20 protein-coding genes and 2 tRNA genes are annotated in these 25,846 nt (G+C 68.0%); 12 read left to right on the top strand and 10 right to left on the bottom strand.

The features are described 5' to 3' along the window. Nucleotides 1-1,512: 1,512 nt before the first annotated feature. The 8 genes from ACGFJ7_RS44470 to rpmH form a co-directional block, all read right to left on the bottom strand. Entirely contained in the window at nucleotides 1,513-2,559 is a 1,047-nt protein-coding gene (locus tag ACGFJ7_RS44470; protein ID WP_392648270.1) for a ParB/RepB/Spo0J family partition protein, read from the bottom strand. Beyond that, nucleotides 2,556-3,737: an AAA family ATPase gene (locus ACGFJ7_RS44465; protein ID WP_392648281.1), complete on the bottom strand. Its 1,182-nt coding sequence runs from the start codon at nucleotides 3,735-3,737 to the stop codon at nucleotides 2,556-2,558. Before ACGFJ7_RS44465 ends, ACGFJ7_RS44470 begins: the two co-directional genes overlap by 4 nt. A gap of 1,404 nt (nucleotides 3,738-5,141) precedes the next feature. Next, a complete protein-coding gene (gene rsmG / locus ACGFJ7_RS44460; RefSeq protein WP_360248311.1) occupies nucleotides 5,142-5,879 on the bottom strand; it encodes a 16S rRNA (guanine(527)-N(7))-methyltransferase RsmG in 738 nt (245 codons plus the stop codon). 335 nt (nucleotides 5,880-6,214) lie between these two features. Next, nucleotides 6,215-6,757, bottom strand: coding sequence for a R3H domain-containing nucleic acid-binding protein (locus ACGFJ7_RS44455; protein ID WP_360247945.1), 543 nt, complete (start codon nucleotides 6,755-6,757; stop codon nucleotides 6,215-6,217). Nucleotides 6,758-6,886: 129 nt separating this feature from the next. Next, on the bottom strand, nucleotides 6,887-7,924 hold the full coding sequence (gene yidC, locus ACGFJ7_RS44450) for a membrane protein insertase YidC (RefSeq protein ID WP_360247947.1): 1,038 nt from the start codon (nucleotides 7,922-7,924) through the stop codon (nucleotides 6,887-6,889). A 1-nt stretch (nucleotide 7,925) separates the two neighbouring features. Then, nucleotides 7,926-8,183 carry a membrane protein insertion efficiency factor YidD gene (gene yidD / locus ACGFJ7_RS44445; RefSeq protein WP_097329387.1) on the bottom strand — a complete coding sequence of 86 codons (258 nt, stop codon included), beginning with the start codon at nucleotides 8,181-8,183 and terminating at the stop codon, nucleotides 7,926-7,928. Continuing rightward, entirely contained in the window at nucleotides 8,180-8,536 is a 357-nt protein-coding gene (gene rnpA, locus ACGFJ7_RS44440; protein ID WP_360247949.1) for a ribonuclease P protein component, read from the bottom strand. Before rnpA ends, yidD begins: the two co-directional genes overlap by 4 nt. 38 nt (nucleotides 8,537-8,574) lie before the next feature. Next, complete coding sequence (rpmH, locus tag ACGFJ7_RS44435) at nucleotides 8,575-8,712, bottom strand: 50S ribosomal protein L34 (RefSeq protein WP_097329385.1); 138 nt, start codon at nucleotides 8,710-8,712, stop codon at nucleotides 8,575-8,577. A gap of 597 nt (nucleotides 8,713-9,309) precedes the next feature. On the opposite strand from rpmH, the gene dnaA reads away from it, so the two are divergent. The 5 genes from dnaA (at nucleotide 9,310) to ACGFJ7_RS44410 (ending at nucleotide 17,278) form a co-directional block, all read left to right on the top strand. Beyond that, nucleotides 9,310-11,034, top strand: coding sequence for a chromosomal replication initiator protein DnaA (gene dnaA / locus ACGFJ7_RS44430; protein ID WP_360247952.1), 1,725 nt, complete (start codon nucleotides 9,310-9,312; stop codon nucleotides 11,032-11,034). Between the two features lie 2,206 nt (nucleotides 11,035-13,240). Then, the gene (gene dnaN, locus ACGFJ7_RS44425; RefSeq protein ID WP_360247954.1) at nucleotides 13,241-14,374 is read left to right on the top strand and encodes a DNA polymerase III subunit beta; all 1,134 of its coding nucleotides are present in this window, start codon (nucleotides 13,241-13,243) and stop codon (nucleotides 14,372-14,374) included. A 40-nt stretch (nucleotides 14,375-14,414) separates the two neighbouring features. Then, nucleotides 14,415-15,290, top strand: coding sequence for a phosphogluconate dehydrogenase (NAD(+)-dependent, decarboxylating) (gene gnd, locus ACGFJ7_RS44420; RefSeq protein WP_360247956.1), 876 nt, complete (start codon nucleotides 14,415-14,417; stop codon nucleotides 15,288-15,290). A gap of 7 nt (nucleotides 15,291-15,297) precedes the next feature. Continuing rightward, nucleotides 15,298-16,428: a DNA replication/repair protein RecF gene (gene recF, locus ACGFJ7_RS44415; RefSeq protein WP_392648265.1), complete on the top strand. Its 1,131-nt coding sequence runs from the start codon at nucleotides 15,298-15,300 to the stop codon at nucleotides 16,426-16,428. Between the two features lie 202 nt (nucleotides 16,429-16,630). Beyond that, the gene (locus tag ACGFJ7_RS44410) at nucleotides 16,631-17,278 is read left to right on the top strand and encodes a DUF721 domain-containing protein (RefSeq protein WP_392648278.1); all 648 of its coding nucleotides are present in this window, start codon (nucleotides 16,631-16,633) and stop codon (nucleotides 17,276-17,278) included. An 11-nt stretch (nucleotides 17,279-17,289) separates the two neighbouring features. On the opposite strand, the gene ACGFJ7_RS44405 is transcribed toward ACGFJ7_RS44410, so the two are convergent. Further along, nucleotides 17,290-17,856: a hypothetical protein gene (locus ACGFJ7_RS44405; protein WP_360247960.1), complete on the bottom strand. Its 567-nt coding sequence runs from the start codon at nucleotides 17,854-17,856 to the stop codon at nucleotides 17,290-17,292. Between the two features lie 542 nt (nucleotides 17,857-18,398). Between ACGFJ7_RS44405 and gyrB the strand changes: the two genes are divergently transcribed. The 6 genes from gyrB (at nucleotide 18,399) to ACGFJ7_RS44375 (ending at nucleotide 24,390) form a co-directional block, all read left to right on the top strand. Then, complete coding sequence (gyrB, locus tag ACGFJ7_RS44400) at nucleotides 18,399-20,345, top strand: DNA topoisomerase (ATP-hydrolyzing) subunit B (protein WP_360247962.1); 1,947 nt, start codon at nucleotides 18,399-18,401, stop codon at nucleotides 20,343-20,345. A 105-nt stretch (nucleotides 20,346-20,450) separates the two neighbouring features. Beyond that, nucleotides 20,451-22,961, top strand: coding sequence for a DNA gyrase subunit A (gene gyrA / locus ACGFJ7_RS44395; RefSeq protein WP_392648262.1), 2,511 nt, complete (start codon nucleotides 20,451-20,453; stop codon nucleotides 22,959-22,961). A 3-nt stretch (nucleotides 22,962-22,964) separates the two neighbouring features. After that, a complete protein-coding gene (locus tag ACGFJ7_RS44390) occupies nucleotides 22,965-23,858 on the top strand; it encodes a DUF3566 domain-containing protein (protein ID WP_360247964.1) in 894 nt (297 codons plus the stop codon). Between the two features lie 80 nt (nucleotides 23,859-23,938). Next, nucleotides 23,939-24,012 (top strand) — tRNA-Ile (locus tag ACGFJ7_RS44385). A gap of 153 nt (nucleotides 24,013-24,165) precedes the next feature. Beyond that, entirely contained in the window at nucleotides 24,166-24,294 is a 129-nt protein-coding gene (locus ACGFJ7_RS44380; RefSeq protein ID WP_360247966.1) for a DLW-39 family protein, read from the top strand. 20 nt (nucleotides 24,295-24,314) lie between these two features. Beyond that, a tRNA-Ala gene (locus ACGFJ7_RS44375) sits at nucleotides 24,315-24,390 on the top strand. A gap of 98 nt (nucleotides 24,391-24,488) precedes the next feature. On the opposite strand, the gene ACGFJ7_RS44370 is transcribed toward ACGFJ7_RS44375, so the two are convergent. Continuing rightward, nucleotides 24,489-25,052 (bottom strand): DUF4190 domain-containing protein, encoded by a 564-nt coding sequence (locus ACGFJ7_RS44370; RefSeq protein ID WP_392648258.1) that lies wholly within the window; start codon nucleotides 25,050-25,052, stop codon nucleotides 24,489-24,491. Nucleotides 25,053-25,161: 109 nt separating this feature from the next. On the opposite strand from ACGFJ7_RS44370, the gene ACGFJ7_RS44365 reads away from it, so the two are divergent. Beyond that, the gene (locus ACGFJ7_RS44365; protein ID WP_360247970.1) at nucleotides 25,162-25,833 is read left to right on the top strand and encodes a DUF6461 domain-containing protein; all 672 of its coding nucleotides are present in this window, start codon (nucleotides 25,162-25,164) and stop codon (nucleotides 25,831-25,833) included. Nucleotides 25,834-25,846: the final 13 nt, after the last annotated feature.

Below are 25,846 nucleotides of genomic sequence, written 5' to 3'. Positions count from 1 at the left end.
CGGGTCTCCGGTCTCCGGTCTCCGGTCTCCGGTCTCCGGTCTCCGGTCTCCGGTCTCCGGTCTCCGGTCTCCGGTCTCCGGTCTCCGGTCTCCGGTCTCCGGTCAGGATTGCACAGCAGGCAGCGAACCTATGTCAGGGCCGCAGCCGCCGTCGTCGCATTTTCCGGCGGCCTGAGCCCGGTGATGGTTGCCCTGAACGATCTCGGGTTTATCTGCGACGGCCTGTCGACATCGTCGCTGTTGCCATCGCCCCGCAAGGGCATGCCTTGGCTCGAGCGGGGAATGCCAGCCAGGCGCCTGGGCGCTGCCAGGCAGAGCTGGCATGTTCGGTCAGGCCGAAGGCTTCAAGCCTCCGTCCGTGTTCGCGCACGTGGCGTGAGAGGCCGGGTGGCGGGGCACGGCGCGGTGCTGGGGTTCTCAGCCGCGCCTCGCGGTACGGAAGAGTCAAAGGGAAGGCGGTCCGTGTGCTCCACTGAGGGAGCGGACCGCACGGCTGGCTAAGCGTTTCGAACTTGTACGGCAGCTCGCCATAGTGACCGCCCAGCCCCAGCTAGCGCTGCCAGAGCGGCTCGGCCGGCAACTAGGTGTCATGAACGCGGCTGGAGGCTCTTACCTCGCTGAGAGCGGCACCTCCTACGACATGAGACCTGATTCGGGCGGGCCTCAAGACCTTCAACACAGTTGACCGCGCTAGCCGATTTCCAATCGTTGCGAGCCCATCCGCCCCCATCCTGAGCCACCTTGGTTACGCGGGGCCCAGCCTGGTGGCCGCTGTAGGTGGTTATAGGTCGTCGGGCGGCGGACCGCCCAGCACCGGGCGTCGGTTCCACGTGAAACGCGACAGAGGTGGATCGCAAGCAAAGCGGCCTGTTGGCCTACGGGCGCAGAAGCCGTTCTGCCGTCAGTCGGGCGGCGCTACCAATGGTGCGTTGCCGTTCATGCGGCTCACTTGCTCATCGAACCTGCATACGGCACCTCTCCTCCCGTCATGTTTCGGTTCGAACCAGCCTTAGGCCTGGCGCGGTACGTCGATTCCGGCCAGTATGCGTTTCACGTGGAACGCTCTCCGCTCAGGAAGGGCGTCGTCCCATGCCGACCGCCTAGGCGCGATGAAGGAATCCGCCGACCTTGGCCGGTCCTCATGCAATGGCAGCCGCAGCATCTGCAAACCTGCTTCCCGCCCAGTCGGTTGGGCCCTCCCGCCCGCGTACTCATAGGAGAAGAAGGGACCGCAAAGGGCAACACCTTCACGGCAACGGAAAATCGGGGCCGGGTATCTTGCCGCGCAAAAACGGCGAAGCGTCTTGGGCGGTTATAAACCTACGTACCTACATAGGGACTTAACTAAAAGGGGCATTTTTAGCGTTCGGATTGCCTGGAGGTGCGAGACGCGGGGCGGGCGAAATCTCAGGAGAATGGCTCTGACAGAACCGGTTGTGGTGCTGAGGCGGGCACAAAAAAGGCCGGATCGCGCGATCGCTGTCGCGCAACCCGGCCTCCTCGGCTTGGGGGCTACTCTTCCCCGCCTGAGCCTTCCTCGTCTACGCCGATCATTCCTACGATTCGTTCCAAGTCGTCGACTGTGGCGAACTCGATCGTGATCTTGCCTTTGTTGCGGCCGATGTCGACCTTTACTCGGGTGTCGAAGCGGTCGCTCAAACGGTCGGCCAGATCGTTGAGGGCCGGCGCGTGCACCTTCGGCCGGCGGGTGGGGGCGGCCTTCTTCGCCGGGCCGTCGGCGATCGCCAGGGACACGAGCTCCTCGGTGGCCCGTACCGACAAGCCCTCGGCCACGATGCGCAGCGCCAGCTTCTCCTGGGCCTCCGTGTCGTCCAGTCCCAGGAGCGCCCGCGCGTGTCCGGCCGACAGCACCCCGGCCGCCACTCGGCGCTGTACCGGGGTCGGCAGGTTCAGCAGACGGATCGTGTTGGAGATCTGCGGGCGACTGCGGCCGATCCGCTTGGCGAGCTCCTCGTGCGTCGCCCCGAACTCTTCGAGCAGCTGCTGGTAAGCGGCCGCCTCTTCCAGAGGGTTCAGGTTCGCCCGGTGGATGTTCTCGAGCAACGCGTCCCGCAGCATTGCGTCGTCGCGCGTCTCACGAACGATCGCCGGGATGGTGTCGCGTCCGATGGCTTGGGCGGCCCGCCAACGCCGCTCGCCCATCACCAGTTCGTAGCGGTTGTCGCCGAGTTCGCGTACGACAATTGGCTGAAGGAAGCCGACCTCCTGGATGGAGGTCTTCAGCTCGTCCAGCGCCTCATCGTCGAAGACGTGTCGCGGCTGCTTGGCGTTCGGCTCGATCGCGCCGACCGGGAGCTCCGTGAAACGCGCACCCGGCACAGGCGCCAGTTGCTCCTCGGCCGGGGCGACAGCGGCCGGGGCGGTAGCGGCCGGGGCGACAGTGGTCGGCTCCGGCGCGATCACATGCGCCGGCGGGTCCACAGGCACAGACGGCGGAGGCGCGGTGTCGACCGCTGACGGCGCCGGCTCGGCGGCCGGAGCCGTCGGAATCAGGGCGCCCAGGCCGCGGCCCAGCCCGCCCCGCGGACGGTTCTTCATGCCGTGCCTCCCGTATTGACGCCACGCATCGCGATCTCCAGGGCGGCCTCAAAGTAGCTGGTAGCGCCCCTTGATCCCGGATCGTAGGTCATCACGGACTGGCCGTAGCTAGGAGCCTCCGACACGCGCACGTTTCGGGGAATGACGGCGTTGAGCACCTTGCTGCCGAAGTGGTTCCGAACGTCCTGCTCCACCGCGTCGGCCAGCCGGGTACGGCGGTCGTACATGGTCAGCAGGATCGTGGACACGTCGAGCGTCGGGTTCAGGTGCTGGCGTACGAGATTAATGTTGTTGATCAGCTGGTTCAGCCCCTCCAGCGCGTAGTACTCGCACTGAATCGGGATCAGAACCTCCTGCGCCGCACAGAGCGCGTTGACGGTCAGCAGACCAAGCGACGGCGGGCAGTCGATGAAGACGTAGTCGAACTTCTCCGGGTGAGCTGCGATGGCACGGGCCAGCCGCGATTCACGCGCCACGACGGACACCAGCTCGATCTCGGCGCCGGCCAGGTCGATGGTCGCCGGCACGCACCACAGATTCGGAATGCCCTCGACACCCTGCGCCACCTCCGACAGCGGCACGTTGTCGATCAGACAGTCATAGACGTCGGGCACGCCGGCATGGTGTGGGACATTGAGACCCGTCGAGGCGTTGCCCTGCGGGTCGAGGTCGACGACGAGAACGCGGTTGCCATGCAACGCCAGGGCCACCGCGAGGTTCACGGTGGTGGTGGTCTTACCGACGCCACCCTTCTGGTTCGCGACGCAGAGCACCCTCGGGTGGTCCGGGCGCGGCATAGTGATCTCGCCGCTCGGGTTGAGGATCTGCACAGCTCGCAACGCTTCCATGGCTAGTGGCGGATCGTCCTCATCCCGGCTCGGCGTTTCACGTGAAACATGCTCGTCCGGCGCTGCGGGTACGCCCGCAGAAGGGGCAGCAGCCACCGGAGAGGACGAAACGGGCGCCGCGGAGACGGGGGACGCTGAAACGGGGGCAGCGGAAACAGGCACCGGCGACGACGCGACGGCGGGCGGCTCGGACCGGGGGGCCGGCGCCGGAGGGCGCGGCTCTTCCGGCTGCGGCGAGGACGGGTTCCCGTAGATCTGCCCGGGATACCCACCGCCGGCACGCGGAGCGGGGACGCCATCAGAGGTGTTGTATGCGCCACGCTGACTCATGTCGGACGTACGCTCGCGATCGAGAGATGACTCGGTTTCACGTGAAACACCGTACTCATGCACCGTTTTATCCCTGTTAGTGAGGAACGGGTCGAGCGGCGACACGCGCGTTCCGGCGGCAGAAGACCGGCACACACTATCGACGCCCGGCCAGCCTACGGCCGTCGGGCGAGCCTCGCCACGGCCATCCGTCCGATGAGGCACGACTGACGCCGCCGCCACCTCACTCTCCGGGGCCGCATAGACCATCCTCCCGGGCACGAGCCGCAATGCCGCCCCCACCTCACCTCCACCTTGGCGATCAACTACCGCCGCTTCGCCGCCTCTCTCCCCCACCGCTTCAACGGTTTCGCCACCGCCTTGCGCTTCTCCCAGGCCCTTGATTTCTTGGGTACGCCGGGAAGTCCGACCCACGCTCAACTGCTCCGCGCCCGTAGTGCCATCAGCGAACGCACTGGACGCCGAATCTGGCACCCCTACAGTGCCCGCAGTCGGGTCTTCGGGTCCCACCCCGACCTCGGTGACACCGACAGTCCCCGCAGCCGCAGGGGGCCCACTCAGCCCGCTAAGCACCACGAAGGCGGCCGGTGACGAGACCGCCCGATCGATCGGACCGATCGACAACGAGACGAGCAGCCCTCCGACAGAGACCGTGGACTCGTCGCCGAACCCGACAACCGGCCTTGAGGTCCCGTCAGCGGCGGGCGACGGCACGACATGAGGGGCGTCGTCAACGCGCTCCTGGCCCTGCCCATCCGACGACGATGACGCAGAAGGCTGGACCCTGCCCCTCTTCCCGCGTCGACGGCTCCGACGATCGGAAGAACCCGACTCGCCCCGAGATGCGGGGATCGCCCCTGCGACCGAGGTATGCCCCGGCGAAGGGGCCGGCATTTCCACACCACCCTTCTCGCCGTCCGTGGACCGCACCCTCAACTCACGAGCGGCCACCAAGGACAGCGATGGCAAGGCAGTAGACGTAGTCGTCGACACCCGGGCAGGTGCCGATCCCGGCAACGTCGGACAGGAAACCGAGCCCCCAGGTACGGCGGCGGGGGAATCAACAGCGGCAGCGGAACCCGGGCCGGCCGAAGAGCGCGGCGCGGCAGGCACACCCGGAATGACAGAGGAGCCAGGAACGACACCGGAACTCGAAACGGCACGAGAGCCCGCAACGCCAGGAGAGCTTGAGCTATCAGGAGAGCTCGGAGCGGAAGCCGAACGCAAGGAGCGAGCGGGCGCGAAGCCCGGAGCGGGATCGGAAGCGGAGCTCGAACCAAGATGGGAGCTCGCAGCGGAACCGGAGCCGGGAGCGGTGGGATCACCGCCCCCGGCGGCTCCGGGGGAGAGCTGGTCGGGACGCTTCTCTTTCGCGTGTCGTTTGCGTGCGCCCCGCCTGGACATCTATCCCCTCCGTGGTCTCCCACGCCCGGCGTTGCGGCTGTTCGAACGGCCGCGTGCCGGGCTTGCCGCCCGGCTGGGCGGCTTCGGCCTGGACTGCACGACGACCTCCACGACCGTGGTGGGCGGGTCGATCAGGCCCTCCCCGCACAGATGGATCACCGGGTCGGCTCCGCCCAGGTCGGCGAGGGCCTTCCGGTGCTCCGCGGCCTCCTCGGCGGCCGAGGCGCCCTTGAGCGCCAGCAACCTGCCGCCGACACGGGCCAGCGGAAGGCACCAGCCGGCCAGGCGGTCGAGCGGGGCGACCGCCCGCGCGGTGACGACGTCGGCGCCGGCGGGGGGCCCGTCGACGACGTCTTCGGCGCGGCCCCGAACGACCGTGACGGCCGCGTCGAGACCCAGTGCGGTCACCGCCTCCGACAGGAACGCGGTGCGTCGTGCCAGCGGCTCGACCAGGGTGATGCGCAGGTCCGGCCGGGCCACTGCCAGCACGATACCGGGCAAACCGGCACCAGACCCCACGTCAACCACCGAAGCGCCGATAGGGATGATCTCGGACACAACGGCACAATTCACTAAGTGCCGCTCCCAAATTCGCGGCGCCTCCCGAGGCCCGATCAGCCCGCGTACGACCCCGTCGGTCACCAGCAGCCGCGCATAGGCCTCAGCCAGCCCGAGGCGATCCCCGAAAACCCGAGCCGCCACCTCAGCAATCTCCGCCGGGGGGTCGCCAGAAGGCAGCGATGAAGAGGGTTTCGTCGAAGAAGACGAGGAGGGCGCAGTCGGCAAAGAGAGCGAAGGCGCGTCCGGCAAAGCGGGTGAAGGCGCGTCCAGCAAAGCGGGCGAGGAAGAGGAAGGCACCGCGGCCGGCGAAGACGAAGATAAGGGTGAAACCGAGACGGGAGAGGGCTCAGAAGAACGGGCACCCGAGCTACCCGAAGAGGCACGCTTGCCGGGAAAGGCCAGCGGCCGCCGAGGGCCACGGCGTACTCCCGAAGGCTCCGGGAACGAAACCGGCCCGGGCGATCCCTCGCCCGGGCCGGCGTCCCCCGCGCTCGCGCGTGGGTCAGTCATCGTCAGTCCGCCACACGCACCACGATGCGGCGGTTGGGCTCCACGCCCTCGGACTCGCTCTGCACGCCCGAGATGGCGTTCACCACGTCGTGCACGCACTTGCGCTCGAAGGCCGACATCGGCTCGAGCCGGACCGGGTCGCCGTGCTCCTTCACCTTTTCCACAGCGTTGCGGGCCACCGCCGCCAGCTCCTTGCGGCGCGACGCCCGGTAGCCGCCGATGTCGAGCAACAGGCGCGACGGTGAACCGGTCGCCCGGAAGATCGCCAGCCGGGTCAGCTCCTGAAGGGCTTCCAGCGTGGCGCCGCGCTGGCCGACGAGCGGCTGCAGCCGGCCGCCCACCACCTCGACCATCGGGCGCCCGGCCGACACGAGCTCGTCGATGTCGCCGTCGTAGTCGAGGATGTCCAACAGTCCCTCGACGTAGTCGGCGGCAATCTCGCTCTGGCGGAACAGGTCGCCGTCCGAGGCCACGCTCTCCGACGTTTTCGTCTCCTCGGCTGGGGACGCGGAGACTGACGATTCGGGCGTGCTGGTGTCGGTCACGGTCTCATCTCCGTACTCAATCGGGCCGGACCTGCTCGGTCCGCTGCTTCCGCGGCGAGTAGGTGGTGCCGCGGGGAGGTCTCAGTAGGGGCGCGCTCGGGCACCGCCGAAGCAGTGCCCGAGCCGCGATCATCCCTTGGGTTTGCTCGCCGGTCTGGCGCCCTTCTTCGGATTCACCGGTTTGGCGCCCGGCTTCGGGGCCAGCGCCTTGGTGTCCACCACCGGCGGCTGCGGCTCCGGCTGGTTCTTCTTGCCGAACAGGCCGCCGCTGCGGCCGGTCTGGACCGGGCTCTTCGGGGCGGTCGTGCCACCGGCGGGTTTCTTGGCCGGCGGGCCGGACGGGCGCGCCGGCGCCGAGGCGTTCTTCTTGGCCATCTGCGGCGGCGGGAACTTGCGCAGCACCCACTGCTGCTGGGCCAGAGTGAACAGGTTGTTCGTGACCCAGTAGATGATCACACCGATGGGGAACAGCGAACCGGAGACGAGCAGGGAGAGCGGGATGCCGTAGAGCATCAGCCGCTGGATCATCTTCTGCTGCGGGTCCTCGGCCCAACCGGTCTTGAGGATCATCTGACGGCTGGTGAGGTACGTCGTCGTCATCATGATCAGCACCAGGATGCCGGCGATGATCTTGACGGTGGTGCCGTTGGCGTCGAGCGCCGCGAGCTCGGTCGCGCTGGAGCCGAACTTGGCCGGGAGCGGCGCCGTGAACAGCGACGCGTGGGTCGCGCTCTCGAACTGCTCGACCGTCCACCCGTACAGCGTCTTGCCCTGGTTGTCGGGGTTGAGTCGCCGCAGGACGTGGAAGAGGCCCAGGAAGACGGGGATCTGCAAGAACATCGGAAGGCAGCCCATGAGCGGGTTGGCCTTCTCGGTCTTGTACAGCTCCATCATTTCTTTCTGGAGCGTTTCCCGGTCACCCTTGTGCTTCTCCTGCAGCTCCTTGACCTTGGGCTGCAGTGCCTGCATCGCCCGCTGGCTCTTGATCTGCTTGACGAAGACCGGGAAGAGGATGACCCGGACCGTCACCACCAGGAAGACGATGGACAGCACCCAGGACCAGTTGGTGCCCAGGACCTTGCTGTCCGGGATTCCGATGAAGTCCCAGAGGTCATGCCAGCGCAGGAGGATCCACGAGATGGCGTAGTAGATCCAGTCGAGACTCAATTCAGGCTCCAGTCACATCGGCAGGACGGTGACGGATCGGGTCAGGTACCGGGTCGTACCCGCCAGGGTGGAAGGGGTGGCAGCGCAGGAGCCGCCAGACCGTCAACCCCGTCCCGCGCACAGCACCGTGCTTATGCAGTGCCTCCAGGGAGTACGCACTGCACGAGGGATAGAACCGACAGCGGGCCGGCAGCACCGGACTCACATAACGACGGTACGCGACGACCAGCGCGGTCAGCACACGGGCGAGCACGCTCATCGCGGCCTCCGCGGCCTGCGGGCCGCCGCCAGGGCGCCGTCGAGGTCATCGGCCAGAGTGTCGAAGGACGCCTCGGCGGACGGGGGCAGAGCCCTCACCACCAGCGTCGATCCACCGGGCAGACCGTCCAATCGAGGCCGGACCAGATGCCGGAGCCGGCGGCGGACCCTGTTACGGACCACCGCGTTGCCGACAGCTTTGGATACGACGAAGCCGGCGCGCGCCGCAGAGGCTTGCACCGGCTCCTCGATAAGCAGATGAACGACAACCGTCCCGCGACCGGCCCGGCGGCCACCGCGAATCGCAGCGGCAAAGTCAGAGCTACGCCGCAGACGCTGAGTCGCGGCCAGCACGACTACCTGGCCAATTCCGGGCCGACAGGCGTGTCGGCTCAGGCCGACAGCTTGTCGCGGCCCTTGCCACGGCGAGCAGCGAGAATGGCACGCCCGGCACGGGTGCGCATGCGCAGCCGGAAGCCGTGGGTCTTGGCACGCCGGCGGTTGTTCGGCTGGTAGGTGCGCTTGCTCACGTCAAAACTCCGTCTTCGTACAACATCCAGGGGGCATCAAAGCTGCAAGACGCCACTTTAGCAGAACGCGGCGGAGCAACCGCTCGACCCTACGCAGGGCGGCCGCGCCGGTCAACCATATCCTGAATCGGCACGCCGACCACGAGATCACGGCACCGCGCGGAGGATGGGAGTCTGCGCGCGTTGTGAATCTTTTCCTGCCGTCGGGCGCTTGCTCGCCGATACGAGAGCGACACGAGAGTTGATGCTGCGGCGACCTCGCTGTTAGCGTGCCCGTTTGCTGGTCATCAGCGGTGTACGCGTACCACGACGAGTCGGCCAAAACCAGACAAGCAGGTGAATCGTTCGGCACGGTGAGCCTGCGAAACCGCGCCGTTTCAGGCTCCGGGGTCTGCCGACCATCCGGCCGGGGAAGCGACCACCGACACGTACACAGGGCTTGTGGATAACCTGTGGACAGCCGGTGGCGCCGAGCGTCTTCAGCACGTTAAATGTTGTGCTGGGTTGGGGGAGACGTCGAGTGCCTGGAGGGCAGCGACGAGCGGTAGAGCCGGACAAGGTCCACCGGGGGTCGGTGGCGATGGGGGTGGCGCGGCGGTGGCCGATCAGGTCGACCTGAGCGGTGTGTGGAAGGCGACGCTGGACGAACTGGCCGACGAGATCTCGTCGCGTCAGCAGCGTGCCTATCTGCAGCTGACCCAGCTGCGCGCCATCGTCGAGGACACCGCGCTGCTGGCCGTCCCGGACGCCTTCACCCGCGACGTCATCGAGTCCCGTCTGCGCCCCGCGATCACCGAGGCGCTGAGCCGCCGCCTCAACCGGCCGATCCAGGTCGCCGTGACCGTCAAGCCTCCGGAGGACGGCACCGGTCTACCCGGAAAGGTGTACGGCACCCCGGTCGAGGCCCAGCCGGCGGAGCCCGAGCCGCAACCGCGCCACTACGCCGACCCGCCCCGCCAGCCGGAGCCGCCGGCCTACGACCCGTACCCACCGCCCGGCTCGGCTCAGCGTCCACCGGCCGGCGGTTACCCCCGTAACGTTCCCGCCGCCCGTGGCGGGCAGGAAGCCCTGTTCGGCGACCCACTGCCCCCACCGCCGCCGATGCCGGAGAAGCCGGAATCGAACGAGCCGCCGGCCCGCCGGATGGCCGCCGACCAGTCGCAGCTGCGCGAGAACCAGTCCGCCTTCGGCCCCGACCGCGACGACACGCTGCAGATGCGTGGCGGCGACAACGGGCCCGGCCGCGCCCAGCCCGACATCCGCCCGTCGAGCAACCCGCGCGGCACGAACGACGGCAACCGCCTCAACCCGAAGTACATGTTCGAGACGTTCGTCATCGGCTCGTCCAACCGCTTCGCACACGCGGCCGCCGTCGCCGTCGCCGAGTCGCCGGCAAAGGCGTACAACCCGCTCTTCATCTATGGCAGTTCCGGTCTCGGAAAGACCCACCTGCTGCACGCCATCGGTCATTACGCGACAACACTCGGTCACGCGAGAAGCGTCCGCTACGTCTCGACCGAGGAATTCACCAACGACTTCATCAACAGCCTGCGCGACGACAAGACCCAGGCGTTCCAGCGGCGCTACCGCGACGTCGACATCCTGCTGATCGACGACATCCAGTTCCTGGAAAACCGCGAGCGTACGCAGGAAGAGTTCTTCCACACGTTCAACACGTTGCACAACGCCAACAAGCAGATCGTCATCAGCTCCGACCGTTCGCCGCGCCAGCTGGCGACGCTCGAGGACCGCATGCGCACCCGCTTCGAGTGGGGCCTGCTCGCCGACATTCAGCCGCCCGACCTGGAAACGCGCATCGCGATTCTCCAGAAGAAGGCCGCACAGGAACGCATGTACGCGCCCGCCGACGTCCTCGAGTTCATCGCCTCACGCGTCTCCAACTCGATTCGCGAGCTCGAGGGCGCCCTCATCCGGGTGACCGCCTTCGCCAGCCTCACCCGAAGCCCAGTCCAGCTCGCCCTGGCCGAAGAGGTCCTCCGCGACTTCATGCCCGACGGCGCCGGCCCGGAAATCACCGCCGACCAGATCATGGTCTCCACCGCCGACTATTTCGGCGTCAGCCTCGAGGACCTGCGCGGCCATTCCCGCAGCCGCGTCCTGGTCAACGCACGCCAGGTCGCCATGTACCTCTGCCGCGAACTGACCGACCTCTCACTTCCACGAATCGGACAGGCCTTCGGCGGCCGCGACCACACCACGGTCATGCACGCCGACCGCAAAATCCGCCAGCACATGGCCGAGCGGCGCTCCCTCTACAACCAGATCGCCGAACTGACCAACCGCATCAAACAAAACACCTGATTCCCGCGACGCCCGGCTGCTTCCTCTTTGGCAGTACGCATCCGCCTGCCCACAACCACAGGCACACAGGCCCGTCCGTAATAGCCCGGCCAGTCGGTGGTCACGCCCGCGAGGCGCCGCCGGGCTGAGCTGCCGTACCCCAGCTCGATTCCCCACAGCTGACGCCGCCGCTCCATCCACAGCCCCGGCCCCCTCTACTCACCCAGGTCGAGCAGGCTTCCCACCACCTCAGCCACCCGAACCCGCCCGCCACGCCGGCCAACTCCGTCCACCGCGCGTCCCCCACGACGATCGCGTCCGCACCGCCGTCCCGCCCAGTTCCACCCGTCACGTCGCACAGTGTCTGTCCCGCTTGACCGCGGCTGCCACGCCTCTGCGCCTGTAGCGTTCCGCAGCGCCGTCGAGCCTTCCAGCGTCCACCGCGTCCCCAGCGCCGTCGAGCCCTCGCTACGCCTCTCGGGCCCCGCTACGCCCGTCGCGCCCCGCAGCGACTGCCGCACGCCGCAGCGTCTGCGGCACCTTGCTGCGACTGCCGCACATTGCTGCGACTGTCGGGCCTCGCAGCGACTGCCGCTACCCGCAGCACCTGCCGCACCCGCAACGCCTGCCGCGCCCCGCAGCACCTGTGGCAGGACCCTGCGTCCATCGCACCTAGGCACGCCCCACCGCACCTCGCCGCGCCGCGCCGCGTCCACCGCCGCCTTGCTGTGTCCACCGCACCCCGCTGGGTACGCCCCGGGCCAGCCAGCGGCCGTCCACCGTGTGAAGCAGCTGCCGTCCACCGCACAACGCTGTGTCCACAACTAAGCCAGCTCACAGAGGTATGTCGTACCAAGCAGCGGCCGCCGCCCCTCGCCGGTGCCCCGGGTCGTCACCGAGCCGAGCACGTCCGGAGGCGTCACCGAGGCCGAGCAGGTTCTCGAGGCGTCACCAAGGCACGCAGCATCCGGAGGCGTCACCGAGCCGACCAGCATCCCGGGCCGTCACCGAGCCGAGCGGGTCCAGAGGCATCACCGAGGCGCCCAGCTCTCGAAGGCGTCACCGACGCCGAGCAGGTTCTCGGGACGTCACCGAGGCACGCAGCATCCGGAGGCGTCACCGAGCCGATCAGCTTCCTGGGGCGTCATCCAGGCGCGCAGTTCCGCACCGCACAGGGCGTCCACCTGGGAAGTTGCGCCTGTCCACAAGCCGGCGCGTCGGTCAGGACCGGCAGTCGCCGAAGGCCACGCCCCTGTGGACAAAGCCGCCGACCCCAGCGCCCGGCCCGCGTCGGCAGTCGGGCTCCGATCGGATTCGGCGAACGCCTCGAGGACCGCCCTCCCCGAGATCATCCCCACACGAACGGGGTTATCCACACCCGATCGTGTCGCTCAGAGGGGCGATTTCCCCGTATTCCTCAGCCTTTGTCCCCAGCCTGTGCATAACTCCAGCGCCGAAATCACGGAGTTCTCCACAGGCCGGCGCAAGATCCCCCGGGCGGACCACGGGCAAACCACCGCGTCTCTCACCCATCCCCGGGGCCACTTTGTCAACGCCGGAACGGAACCGTTTCGTGCCAACGTTGTCCACACTAATCCACAGGCATCCACAGAAGTTTTCCCCAGCGGTGGAGAACTAGCCGAGCCGTTCTCCACAGATGTGGACCAAGCCTGGGGAAATCGATGTGGACAGACACGGAGCGTCACAGTTGATCTCACAGCCTGTGGAGGACTGTGGATTTCCTGTTGAAGGTTCTGGGGACGACGAGCCGGTAGCGTTGCTACGCCGTCCACAGGGCGGGGGATAAAACCCGTGGATATCCGGTGGATAAGCGGTGGACAGCGGTGGACAACCGGCCGTCGGGTCCGCGACTGTGGATGACGACCGGGGTTTGTACCCTGGTTTCCCACATGTGAATCACCGGTGGATAACCCGCTGACCTGCGAATACGCGAGTTTTCCACACTATGCACAGGCCCTATGAAGACGACTAGATATTTCTCTAAGACAACAAAAAGCAATCAACGGCGTTGTGGATGTTGTGGGTGAGCCGCTTCGAGCCGTTGCTCCACAGCTTGATCAAGCAAAACCAGCACCGGGGCCGGAGCGACAGCGCTCCGCTGCCCGCAATAAGGTTCGTGGGGGTCGAAGCTCCACTACGAAGCCCACACGAACCCCACGACATGGTCGAAGCCCCACCAACATGAGGAAGCGACGCGGAGGACAGCATGAAGTTCCGGGTGGAGCGAGACGCACTCGCCGACGCCGTGGCCTGGACCGCCAAGAGCCTGCCCAGCCGTCCGTCGGTGCCGGTTCTGGCCGGCGTCATGCTGCGCGTCACCGACAGCAGGCTCCAGGTCTCCGGCTTCGACTACGAGGTGTCCAGTCAGGTGACCGTCGAGGTGCAGGCCGACGCCGACGGCGCCGCCCTGGTCTCCGGCCGCCTGCTCGCTGAGATCACCAAGGCGCTGCCGGCCAAGCCGGTCGACATCGCCGCCGTCGGCGCCCATCTCGAACTCGTCTGCGGCAGCGCCCGGTTCACGCTGCCGACGATGCCTGTCGAGGACTACCCGAGCCTGCCCGAGATGCCCTCCAGCGCCGGCACCGTCGACGCGGCCGCCTTCGCCGCCGCCGTCGCCCAGGTCGCCGTCGCCGCGGGCCGGGACGAGACGCTGCCGATGATGACCGGTGTGCGCATCGAGCTGAACGGCTCGACCATGGCCATGCTCGCCACCGACCGCTACCGCCTCGCCATGCGCGAGATGGAGTGGAACCCGGACGACCCCGAGATCAGCCTCAACTCGCTGGTGCCGGCGAAGACCCTCAACGACACGGCCAAGACGCTCGGCCCGCTCGGTGGCTCGGTCACCCTCGCGCTCGCGCAGGGCAACGCCGGCGAGGGCATGATCGGTTTCGCCGGTGGCACCCGGCGCACCACGAGCCGGCTGCTCGACGGGGCGAACTACCCGCCGGTGCGCTCACTGTTCCCGGCCAGCAGCAACGCGCAGGCCCAGATCAGCGTGCCCGGCCTGGTCGAGGTCGTGCGCCGGGTGGCCCTGGTCGCCGAGCGCACCACCCCGGTGCTGCTGAGCTTCAGCGAGGACGGTCTGGTGGTCGAGGCCGGTGGGACTGAGGAGGCCCGGGCCAGCGAGGCCATGGAGGCCACGTTCACCGGCGAGGCGCTGACGATCGGCTTCAACCCGCAGTATTTGATCGACGGTCTGCAGAACCTGGGCTCGTCGATCGCCGTGTTCTCGTTCGTCGACGCGTTCAAGCCCGCTGTGATCTCGCCCGCAACGGAAGAGGGCGAAATCATCCCCGGATACCGCTATCTGATCATGCCGATCAGGGTAACCCGCTGATACTGGGCCTGAGAGAAACGCACGATCTAGGGGGAACACCATGCAGCTCGGCCTTATCGGTCTCGGCCGAATGGGTGGAAACATGCGCGATCGCCTTCGCGCAGCCGGTCACGAGGTTGTCGGCTACGACCACCACCCGGAGAACAGCGACGTCGCCAACCTGGCCGAACTGGTCGAGAAGCTCGCCTCGCCGCGAGTCATCTGGACGATGGTGCCCGCGGGGAAGATCACCGAGGACACCATCAACGAGCTCGCGGACCTGCTGTCCGAGGGCGACATCATCATCGACGGCGGCAACTCGAAGTTCACCGACGACGCCCCGCGCGCCGAGCGGCTGAAGCCGAAGGGCATCCACTACCTCGATGTCGGCGTGTCCGGTGGCATCTGGGGCAAGACCAACGGCTACGCGCTGATGGTCGGCGGCGACGAGGCCGACGTCCAGCACTGCCTGCCGATCTTCCAGGCGCTCAAGCCGGAGGGTGAGTTCGGCTTCGCGCACGCCGGCACGCACGGCGCCGGCCACTACGCCAAGATGATCCACAACGGCATCGAGTACGGCATGATGCAGGCGTACGGCGAGGGCTACGAGATCCTGATGGCCTCGGAGCTCGTCCACAACGTGCCGGCCGTCATCAAGAGCTGGCGCGAGGGCAGCGTCGTCAAGTCGTGGCTGCTCGACCTGCTCGACCGGGCGCTCGACGCGGACCCGGAGCTGGCGCAGATCAAGGGCTACGTCGAGGACACCGGCGAGGGCCGCTGGACGGTGGACGAGGCGGTCCGCCTGGCCGTTCCCGCCCACGTCCTGGCCGCTTCGATCTTCACTCGGTTCGAGTCCCGTCAGGACGACTCGCCCGCGATGAAGGCCGTGGCCGCGCTGCGCAACCAGTTCGGCGGTCACGCCGTGAAGTCCGTCTGAGCAAGCCGTGTACGTACGCCGGGTCGAGCTGACCAACTTCCGCTCGTACGAGCGGGTCGCGGTTGATCTCGAACCCGGCGTGTCCGTGCTGGTCGGCCAGAACGGCATGGGCAAGACCAACCTCATCGAGGCGCTGGGTTACGTGGCCACTCTGGACAGTCACCGGGTGGCCACGGATGCCCCGCTGGTCCGCGCCGGATCCGCCAGCGCGGTGATCCGGTGCGCCGTCGTCCACGAAGGACGGGAACTCCTGGTCGAGCTGGAGATCGTTCCCGGCAAGGCGAACCGGGCCCGGCTCAACCGTTCCCCGGTACGCCGCCCGCGGGAGATTCTGGGCGCCCTGCGCATGGTGCTGTTCGCCCCGGAAGATCTCGAGCTGGTCCGCGGCGACCCGTCGGAGCGCCGCCGCTACCTCGACGATCTTCTCGTCGCCCGCCAGCCCCGGTACGCCGGCGTCCGCGCCGACTACGACCGGGTGATCAAGCAGCGCAACGCCCTGCTGCGTACGGCGTACCTGACCCGCAAGGTCGGCGGCAACCGCGGCCAGGACCTGTCCACCCTGGCCGTCTGGGACCAACACCTGGCCCATCACGGCGCCGAGTTGCTGGCCGGCCGGCTCGAGCTGGTCGCGGCTCTCGCCCCTCATCTCACCAAGGCGTACGACGCGGTCGCGGCCGGCCGGACGGCCGCCTCGATCACGTACGCGGCGAAACTCGGCGACGGGCTCACCCCCGACCGCCCCGCCCTCGAACGGGCCCTGCTCGAGTCGCTCCAGGAGCGCCGGACGGCCGAGATCGAGCGGGGCGTCACCCTGGTCGGCCCGCACCGCGACGATCTCGCCCTGAACCTGGGCGACCTGCCGGCCAAGGGCTACGCGAGCCACGGCGAGTCCTGGTCGTTCGCTCTGGCGCTGCGCCTGGCCGCGTACGACCTGCTGCGTTCCGACGGCATCGAGCCGGTCCTGGTCCTCGACGACGTCTTCGCCGAGCTCGACGGCGGCCGCCGTGACCGGCTCGCCGCCCTGGTCTCCGACGCCGCCCAGCTTCTGGTCACCTGCGCCGTCCCCGAGGACGTGCCGGCGGCCCTGCGCGGCGCCCGCTTCGACGTCACGACGGGATCGGTGAGCCGTGCCGGATGACCACCGCAACGACGATGACGACCCCACCCAGCGGGACGACCGGACCCGCCACGACGACCTGGTCCGCGAGCGGAGCCGGCACGACGACCTGCGCCGCGAGCACCGCCCGCCCGCGCACGGCGACCGTCCCCAGCCGCCGTCCACAGCCGAGCGGTTTTATCCACAGGCCCGTCCCGACGCGCTGACCCGGGAGGAGCTCGGTGTGGCCGACGACGGCTGGTACGCCGCCGAGACCGCGGCCACTTCCACCCCCGAACCGGCTCGGTGGCGCTCAGAAGGCGCGGAAGGCCCCGACGCTGGGTCCACCCAGGGTGAGGCGTCTTCCGGGGCGCAGGAGGGCACTGAGGGCGTTTCCGGCCCCGATCTCGCCCGGGCCGTGCTCGACGCCGCCCTCGCACGGCGCCGGGAGAACGCCGCCCGTAAGCCCCGGCGCGGCACGACCGGCGCCAAGGGCGAGAAACGGCTCCGCGGTTACTCCGGGTCCGGGCCCGACCCGCGGGACCCCGCACTCTTCGGTGACGTGCTCCAGCGGCTCATGAAAGCGCGGGGCTGGGAGCGCCCGAAAGCGGAGGCCACCGTCTTCGGCGCCTGGGAGAAGGTGGTCGGCCCGGAGATCGCCTCGCACAGCCGCCCGGTCAAGCTCGACGGCGGTGTGCTGACCGTCGAGGCCGAGTCGACGGCCTGGGCGACGCAGCTGCGCCTGCTCGCGGCCACTCTGCTGCGCAACATCGCCGGCGAGGTCGGCCACAACGTGGTCACCAAGCTCAACATCCACGGACCGGCCGCGCCGTCCTGGAGCAAGGGCCCCCGCCGCGTGCAAGGCAGGGGCCCCCGGGACACGTACGGCTGAACAAGGTTTTTTCAGTAGTCGGCGAAGACCGCGAAGCCGCGCTCGGCGCAGCGGCGGTAGAAGCCGGCCAGAATCGCCAGTTCGGAGCGGGCGAAGCTCCAGTGCGGCGCGTTGCCCGCCTCGTCGCGCAGGGCGGCCAGGCGCTGATCGAGCCAGCGCAGCTGCTGCTCGGCCAGCCGTCCGGCCGAGACCGCGTTGCGCATCACCTCGGCCACGCTGTCGAAGGTGACGAGGTCGCCGTACTTCTCGTGACCCTCGACGAACCGCTCCAGACCGCCGGCGATCCACGCGCAGCCGTCGGGGTCGATGACCGGGTCCTCGTCCTCGGCGGCGGCCTCGGTGGCGTACAGCACGCCGTTGAGACCGAGAAGCAGATCGACCAGCTCGGTGTACGCCGTGGCGCGCACCGTGCCGGTCTTGGCGATGTGCAGTGCCAGCGCTCCCGTGGGCGCGGCGATCTCGGGGGCGTCGGCGATCGCCCCGAAGTCGACGAACTCGGCGGGAGCTACCGGGTCGTAGTACTGGTTGGTCCGCGGCCAATGCACCGCGACGTTCTCCAGCCCCTTGTCGTGCGCCATTGGGGGCCCCATCCCTCCTAGACCATTCGCGGCCGTCCGGCCAAGCACCGGCCCGCGCGGGGAGGTTACGACACAAACCCTCGCCGCTGGGAGGCAGTGTGGCAGCGCGCGGCGGCGGGGGCCGGAAGGCGCGCCCCGGACAGCGGCGCCCGGATCACTTGCCGTTGCCGCCGGGTGCCGGTTCCGTGTAGGGGAGGACTTAGGAGGCGCCCCAAATCCGGCTACGGCAATCTGAGGCACCCGGAAGGGGTGCCGGACCCTCGCCAACTCGATTCAGCGGAGTAGAATCGACGGAGACCGGGAAAACATGTGTGGAAGGCTCGCGGACGGCCGATCAAGGCTGGCCGCTGTCACGCTACGCGGTTTTTCCAGCCGATCACGATCCGCGGGCCTGCCGCGGCGACCGGCGAGCATGGTTCCACCGGTGGTCCGCTTCTCCCCGCGGGTTGTCATCTGTGGCTCACCATGCCCGTCGCCGCCCGCCGCGCGCCCGCCCTCCCCGTGTGGGACCTCACGGTCCCATCGCGAGAAAGTGGCCGAGGGTGACAGAGAACAACCAGGAATACGGTGCCGGTCAGATCACCGTTCTCGAGGGCCTCGAGGCGGTCCGCAAGCGCCCGGGCATGTACATCGGTTCCACCGGCGAGCGCGGTCTGCACCACCTGGTGTGGGAGGTTGTCGACAACGCGGTCGACGAGGCGATGGCCGGTTACTGCGACACGGTCGACGTGGTCCTGCTGGCCGACGGCGGCGTCTCGGTCACCGACAACGGCCGTGGTTTCCCGGTCGACCTGCACCCGAAGCTGAAGAAGCCCGGCGTCGAGGTCGCGCTGACGATCCTGCACGCCGGCGGCAAGTTCGAGGGCACCGCCTACAAGGTGTCCGGCGGTCTGCACGGCGTCGGCGTCTCGGTCGTGAACGCGCTCTCCACCAAGATGCACGTCGAGATCCACAAGGACGGCTTCGTCTGGCGGCAGGACTACACCGCGTCCAAGCCGAGCCCGCTGGAGAAGGGCGAGGCGACCTCGACCCACGGCTCGACCGTGCAGTTCTGGCCCGACCCGACGATCTTCGAGACGACCGAGTACGACTTCCAGACGATCTACCGTCGTCTCCAGGAGTACGCGTTCCTCAACAAGGCGCTCACGATCAACTTCACCGACGAGCGCACGGTCGACGACGACGGCAATCACCGCAAGGTCACCTTCATGTACGCGGACGGCATCTCCGACTTCGTCCGTCACCTCAACGCCACGAAGACCCCGATCCACAAGTCGGTCATCGACTTCAGCGCCGAGTCGGCCGAGGAGGGCATGGCCGTCGAGGTCGCCATGCAGTGGAACGAGTCGTACGGCGAGTCGGTCTACACCTTCGCCAACTCGATCAACACGCACGAGGGCGGCACGCACGAGGAGGGCTTCCGGGCGGCGCTGACCGGCCTCGTCAACCGGTACGGGGCCGAGAAGAAGTTCCTCAAGGCGGACGAGAAGCTTTCCGGCGAGGACATCCGCGAGGGCCTGGCCGCGATCATCTCGGTCAAGCTGCAGAACCCGCAGTTCGAGGGCCAGACCAAGACCAAGCTCGGCAACACCGACATGAAGAGCTTCGTCCAGCGCGTCGCCAACGAGCAGCTGGCCGACTGGTTCGACCGCAACCCGACCGACGCCAAGATCATCATCACCAAGGCGTCGCAGGCGGCGCGCGCCCGCATCGCCGCTCAGCAGGCCCGCAAGCTGGCCCGGCGCAAGTCGCTGCTGGAGTCCGGCTCGATGCCGGGCAAGCTGGCCGACTGCCAGTCGACCGACCCGCGCGAGTCCGAGCTGTTCATCGTCGAGGGCGACTCGGCCGGCGGCTCGGCCAAGCAGGGCCGCAACAGCCGTATCCAGGCCATCCTGCCGATCCGCGGCAAGATCCTGAACGTGGAGAAGGCCCGTATCGACCGGGTGCTGAAGAACAACGAGGTCCAGGCGCTGATCACCGCCATGGGCACCGGTATCCACGACGACTTCGACATCGCCAAGCTGCGCTACCACAAGATCGTGCTGATGGCCGACGCCGACGTCGACGGCCAGCACATCCAGACGCTGCTGCTCACCCTGCTGTTCCGCTTCATGCGGCCGCTGGTCGAGATGGGCCACGTCTACCTGGCCGCGCCGCCGCTGTACAAGATCAAGTGGAACAAGCGCGGCGACGACGCCCAGTACGCCTACTCCGACCGGGAGCGGGACGGCCTGATCGCGCTGCGCCAGCAGAAGAAGCCGAACGCCAAGCCGGACGACATCCAGCGGTTCAAGGGTCTCGGCGAGATGAACTTCCACGAGCTGTGGGACACGACCATGGACCCGGCGACGCGCACGCTGCGTCAGGTCACGCTCGACGACGCCGCGGTGGCCGACGAGCTGTTCAGCGTCCTGATGGGCGAGGACGTGGAGGCGCGGCGCTCGTTCATCCAGCGCAACGCCAAGGACGTGCGGTTCCTGGACATCTAGGTTGCCGAGTATCCACAGCGTCTCCCCACTTTCCACAACGTTATCCACAGCGATACGTGGGCGTTTGCCGTATATGTCTGGTTTCACCTTGAGTAAGGGTTAACAGTGACTGACACTCCCGAACCCCCCGGCGGCGACGAAGCCACGGAGCCGACCGGTGGCGTGACCCAGCGCGTCGAGCCCGTCGGCCTCGAGGTCGAGATGCAGCGCTCGTACCTCGACTACGCGATGAGCGTCATCGTCGGCCGAGCGCTGCCCGACGTCCGCGACGGCCTCAAGCCGGTACACCGCAAGATCCTCTACGCGATGTACGACTCCGGCTTCCGGCCCGACCGTGGGTACGTCAAGTGCGCGCGCGTCGTCGGCGACGTCATGGGCAACTACCACCCGCACGGCGACTCGTCGATCTACGACGCCCTGGTCCGGATGGGTCAGCCGTGGTCGCTGCGCTACCCGCTGATCGACGGCAACGGCAACTTCGGCTCGCCGGGCAACGACCCGCCGGCCGCCATGCGGTACACCGAGTCGAAGCTGTCGCCGCTGGCGATGGAGATGCTGCGTGACATCGACGAGGACACCGTCGACATGCAGGACAACTACGACGGGCGTACCCAGGAACCGACGATCCTGCCCGCGCGGTTCCCCAACCTGCTCGTCAACGGCTCCGAGGGCATCGCCGTCGGCATGGCGACCAAGATCCCGCCGCACAACCTGCGCGAGATCGCCGGCGCCGTGCAGTGGCAGCTCGACAACCCCGAGTCCGACGAGGCCACCGCGCTCGAGGCGATGCTCGAGATCGTCAAGGGTCCCGACTTCCCGACCCACGGCCTGATCGTCGGCCAGCAGGCCATTCAGGACGCCTACCGCACCGGTCGCGGCTCGATCCGGATGCGCGCGGTGGTCGAGGTCGAGGAGGACCCGCGCGGCCGGCCCTGCCTCGTCGTCACCGAACTGCCGTACCAGGTCAACCCGGACAACCTCGCCGAGCGGGTCGCCGAGCTGGTCAAGGAGGGCAAGCTCACCGGCATCGCGGACATCCGGGACGAGTCCTCCGGCCGTACGGGCATGCGCCTGATCCTGGTCCTCAAGCGCGACGCGGTCGCCAAGGTCGTGCTGAACAACCTCTACAAGCACACCCAGCTCCAGGAGACCTTCGGCGCGAACATGCTCGCCCTGGTCGACGGCGTGCCGCGCACGCTGAACCTGGCGCAGTTCATCCGCTACTACGTCGACCACCAGATCGAGGTCATCCGCCGGCGGACCGCGTTCCGCCTGCGCAAGGCCGAGGAGCGCGCGCACATCCTGCGCGGTCTGGTCAAGGCGCTCGACATGCTCGACGAGGTCATCGCCCTGATCCGGCGCTCGCCGACCGTCGAGGACTCCCGGCAGGGCCTCATGCAGTTGCTCGACGTCGACGAGGTGCAGGCCACCGCGATCCTCGACATGCAGCTGCGCCGCCTGGCCGCCCTCGAGCGCCAGCGCATCATCGACGAGCTCGGCAAGATCGAGATCGAGATCGCCGACCTCAAGGACATCCTCGCCAAGCCGGAGCGGCAGCGGGCCATCGTCTCCGACGAGCTCGGCGAGATCGTGCAGAAGTTCGGCGACGAGCGGCGCACGCAGATCATCCCGTTCGACGGTGAGGTCTCCATGGAGGATCTCATCGCGCGCGAGGACGTTGTGGTGACCATCACACGTACCGGTTACGCGAAGCGGACGAAGGTCGATCTGTACCGGTCGCAGAAGCGCGGTGGCAAGGGCGTCAGCGGCGCTACGCTGCGGCAGGACGACATCGTGTCGCACTTCTTCGTCATCTCGACGCACGACTGGATGCTGTTCTTCACCAACAAGGGCCGGGTCTACCGGGCCAAGGCGTACGAGCTGCCCGAGGCGGCCCGCGTGGCGAAGGGCCAGCACGTCGCCAACCTGCTCGCTTTCCAGCCCGACGAGCACATCGCGCAGGTCATCCAGATCCCGAATTACCAGGTCGCGCCCTACCTTGTGCTCGCCACTAAGAATGGCCTCGTGAAGAAGACCCGGCTCGAGGAATTTGACTCCAACCGCAGCGGTGGCATCATCGCCATCAACCTGCGGGAGGACGACGAGTTGGTGGGCGCGGCCCTGGCGGCATCGGAGAACGATCTGCTGCTGGTCTCCAAGAAGGCTCAGGCCATCCGGTTCAACGCCACCGACGAGGCGTTGCGCCCGATGGGCCGGGCCACCTCCGGCGTGATCGGGATGCGGTTCAGCGACAACGACGAGCTCCTCGCCATGGAAGTCGTGCGCGAGGGCATGGATGTGTTGGTCGCCACCAACGGTGGGTATGCGAAGCGCACGCCGATCGAGGAGTATCCCGTGCAGGGCCGAGGCGGCAAGGGCGTCCTCACCGCGAAGATCACGGAGCGCCGTGGTGGACTGGTGGGCGCCCTCGTGATCAGCCCGGAGGATGAACTATTTGCCATCACCAGCAATGGTGGTGTCATCCGGACTCCCGTGAAGCCTGTACGGCGCACGAGGGATCGGAACACAATGGGGGTCAAGCTGATGGACCTCCCAGAAGGTGTAACCATCGTGGCGCTTGCTCGCAATGCCGACGAGCCTGACGAACAGGACTAGTTGATGCCGGAGACACAGGCGAAGTCGGGGGCCACGGGGAGCTCAGCGACTCCGGACGAAGCGGCCAAGAAGGACGCCGCCAAGAACGGACGCGAGTCAGCCGCGGCTCGAACGGCGGCCCCCGCCGAAGCCCCGTCCCCGCCGAAGTTCACCCGGGCGCCGGGCATGGCCCCGCCCCCCGGTGAGCCCAACGCCGAAAGTGACGACACGAAACGCCCTGGCGGCATCGTGAAGGGCTCGGCCACTGTGCCGACAGTCACCAAGGGCAAGGGCGCTGCCCCCGGCAGCACCTCGGGGCGCGTCAGCGTGCCCGGTGCCGCCAAGCCAGGCGGCGCCACCGGCCCGCAGCAGCGCCCCGGTAGCGCCGCGGCGGCGCCGGCGCCCGGGCAGACCACCTCCGGCAAGGCCCGCCCGGCCGGCCCGCAGCAGCAGCCTCAGGGCGGCAACGCGGTCGGCGCGGCCCGGGTCACCGAGACGGTCCGCTCGGCCCGCGCCACGGTCACCTCGGCGGCCGCCCGCGGCCCTCGCCGTGCCCGGCTCAACCTCAAGCGGATCGACCCCTGGTCCGTGATGAAGTTCTCGTTCGCCGTCTCCGTCGTGCTCTTCATCGTCGTGGTGGTCGCCACATCGGTGCTGTACCTGGCCCTCGACGCCATGGGCGTCTGGGGCGAGGTGAACACGAGCCTGAAGGAGCTCGTCTCCGCCAGCGGCGGCGACGACGCCTCCGCCAGCGGCGGCTTCCAGATCACCGCCTGGGGCGTCATCGGCACGTCGATGCTGATCGGAGCCGTGAACGTCGTCCTGTTCACGGCCCTGGCCACCCTCGGCGCCTTCATCTACAACGTCTGCGCCGACCTGGTCGGCGGCGTAGAGCTGACCCTCGCCGAGAGGGACTGACGTAACCACGGAGGGTTTGGGGGCCACCCCCGTTTTGGCGGCCCCCACCCCCGTGCGGTAACCTTCGGTGTCGCTTCTGAGGGGCTATAGCTCAGTCGGTTAGAGCGCAGAGCTGATAACTCTGAGGTCGCTGGTTCGATTCCAGCTAGCCCCACGCGCGACAGGCGTCCTGTGTCCGCAGAAAGCGCGGACGCAGGTCGCTTGTCATATCTGCCTGGGGGGCGACCCCCCAGACCCCCACGTTACGGTGGGCGCGGTGAGTGCGTCGCTTGCGCTTTCTCAGTGGGGCTCAACTAGGGGGTTAGTGATGCTGAAGAAGCTCCTGATCGTGGCCGGGCTTGTGGGTGCGGCGGCTCTGGTGTTCAAGAAGGTCAAGGCGTCTAGCGATGAGCGGGCGCTGTGGCACGAGGCGACTACCACTCCTGATCTTCGGTAGAAGTCGGTAGCGTGGTCTAGGGGGCCCTAGCTCAACTGGCAGAGCACCGCCTTTGCAAGGCGGGGGTTAGGGGTTCAAGTCCCCTGGGCTCCACCAAACAGATATCGCAGGGCACAAGCTGGGGAACAACCCGGGTTGTGCCCTTTTGCTTTGTACGGGGCGGCGCTGTGGAACAGCGCCGCCCCGTCCTCATGTCAGGAGCCGATGGTGCACAGGTCGTCGATGGCCTGGCCGTCAGCGGTGATGCGCTGCATGGCGACGTTGTCGGGGGCCTTGCCGGCCTTGGCGTCGGCCATGAGCTTGGTGTAGTCGTCGGCCAGGGTCTTCATGGCTTTACGGACGTCGTCGTTCTTGGCCTTGTCAGCGGCCGCGTTCAGTTCGGCGATCGCGGTGTCCAGCGTGGCCGGGGTGGCGTTCGCGTCGAGCTTGAAGATGGCGGCCTTACCGGCGGTGCAACCGGGGTCGATGACCGTCGACTTCGACAGCGAATAGATCACTGCGCCGGCCGAGGCCATGACGACGACCGACAGCACGACGCCGGTGATGGCCAGGCCACGTCCGCGCTTCTTGGTGGCGCCGGTCTGAAAAATGGCGATCAGGCTCAGGATGAAACCGACGAACGGCACAAAGATCGCCAGGATCACGCCGGCGATGGCGAGGCCGCTGAATCCCCGCGGCGGCGCGGCGGGCGCCGGCGCGGCTGGGTAGGACGGGGCGAAACCGGGCTGAGCGGGCTGCGGGGCAGGGGGTTGCGTCACTGCGACGGTCCTATCAGAAGATCAACATACTTGAGCGCACGCATGCTACGGGCAAAAGCGGGAGCTCGGGGGCAGAGCCCGCGGGGCCTTTCGTGATCTACTACCAGCCGTGCGCCGACGGAACCTCCTGGGACTAGCAGCCTTAGGGCTTCTGGCCGCGTGCAACAAGCACGATCCGAAACCGTCGGCGGCCGCCATCAGGCGGCAGGCCACGGCGGCCGACTACGCCTGGTTCGATGGGGTCACCGATCTCGACAAGGGCTACTGCTTCGTCTGGGTGGCCAACACCGGAACCGGGCAGGCGCTGGAGCGGCTCAAGGCCACGGAGCTGGAACGGGTCGCCTGGCAGCAGCTCGTGGGGGCCGGCGACGGTCAGCGGGTCAGCGGCGGCAAGTACTTCTTCGGCGTCGCCGGCATCGGCACCACGTCCCTGATCGTCGAGGACAACGGGACTCTCGGGCTGGCCGACCAGCTGCTCTCCGAGCTCTCCGTGGGCACGACAGTGGTCTGCGACTACCACGACCCCCGGGGGCGCAGCCGCTTCCTGGTCATGGCCGATCGGGTCGTCGAGCTGGAGTTCGATCCCACGGCGGACGGCCGGCGCCTGGGTACCCGGGCGGCGGAGCTGGCTTCGGTGATCAACGCGGTCGGCTTCACCGCGAAAAACCCGAAGACCTCGCAGGCGGCCGCTTTCGCGCTGGCGGAGCGGCTCACCGGCGTACCCCTGACCCTGGACCTTTTGAAGGAACGGACGTACCTGTTCAGCTCGACCCCGCGGTGAAAGAGTCGCGGTG

Source organism: Actinoplanes sp. NPDC048988 (assembly GCF_043197815.1).
Taxonomy (GTDB): domain Bacteria; phylum Actinomycetota; class Actinomycetes; order Mycobacteriales; family Micromonosporaceae; genus Actinoplanes.
Note: the sequence above shows the minus strand (reverse complement) of the source record. Positions and strands in the feature narration are given on the sequence as shown.

Coding starts and splice junctions, on each gene's coding strand:
- ACGFJ7_RS44390 (WP_360247964.1), top strand. CDS start 22,965: ATGCCGGAGACACAGGCGAAGTCGGGGGCCACGGGGAGCTCAGCGACT.
- dnaN (WP_360247954.1), top strand. CDS start 13,241: ATGAAGTTCCGGGTGGAGCGAGACGCACTCGCCGACGCCGTGGCCTGG.
- ACGFJ7_RS44465 (WP_392648281.1), bottom strand. CDS start 3,737: ATGAGTCAGCGTGGCGCATACAACACCTCTGATGGCGTCCCCGCTCCG.
- gnd (WP_360247956.1), top strand. CDS start 14,415: ATGCAGCTCGGCCTTATCGGTCTCGGCCGAATGGGTGGAAACATGCGC.
- ACGFJ7_RS44380 (WP_360247966.1), top strand. CDS start 24,166: ATGCTGAAGAAGCTCCTGATCGTGGCCGGGCTTGTGGGTGCGGCGGCT.
- yidD (WP_097329387.1), bottom strand. CDS start 8,183: ATGAGCGTGCTCGCCCGTGTGCTGACCGCGCTGGTCGTCGCGTACCGT.
- ACGFJ7_RS44405 (WP_360247960.1), bottom strand. CDS start 17,856: ATGGCGCACGACAAGGGGCTGGAGAACGTCGCGGTGCATTGGCCGCGG.
- ACGFJ7_RS44470 (WP_392648270.1), bottom strand. CDS start 2,559: ATGAAGAACCGTCCGCGGGGCGGGCTGGGCCGCGGCCTGGGCGCCCTG.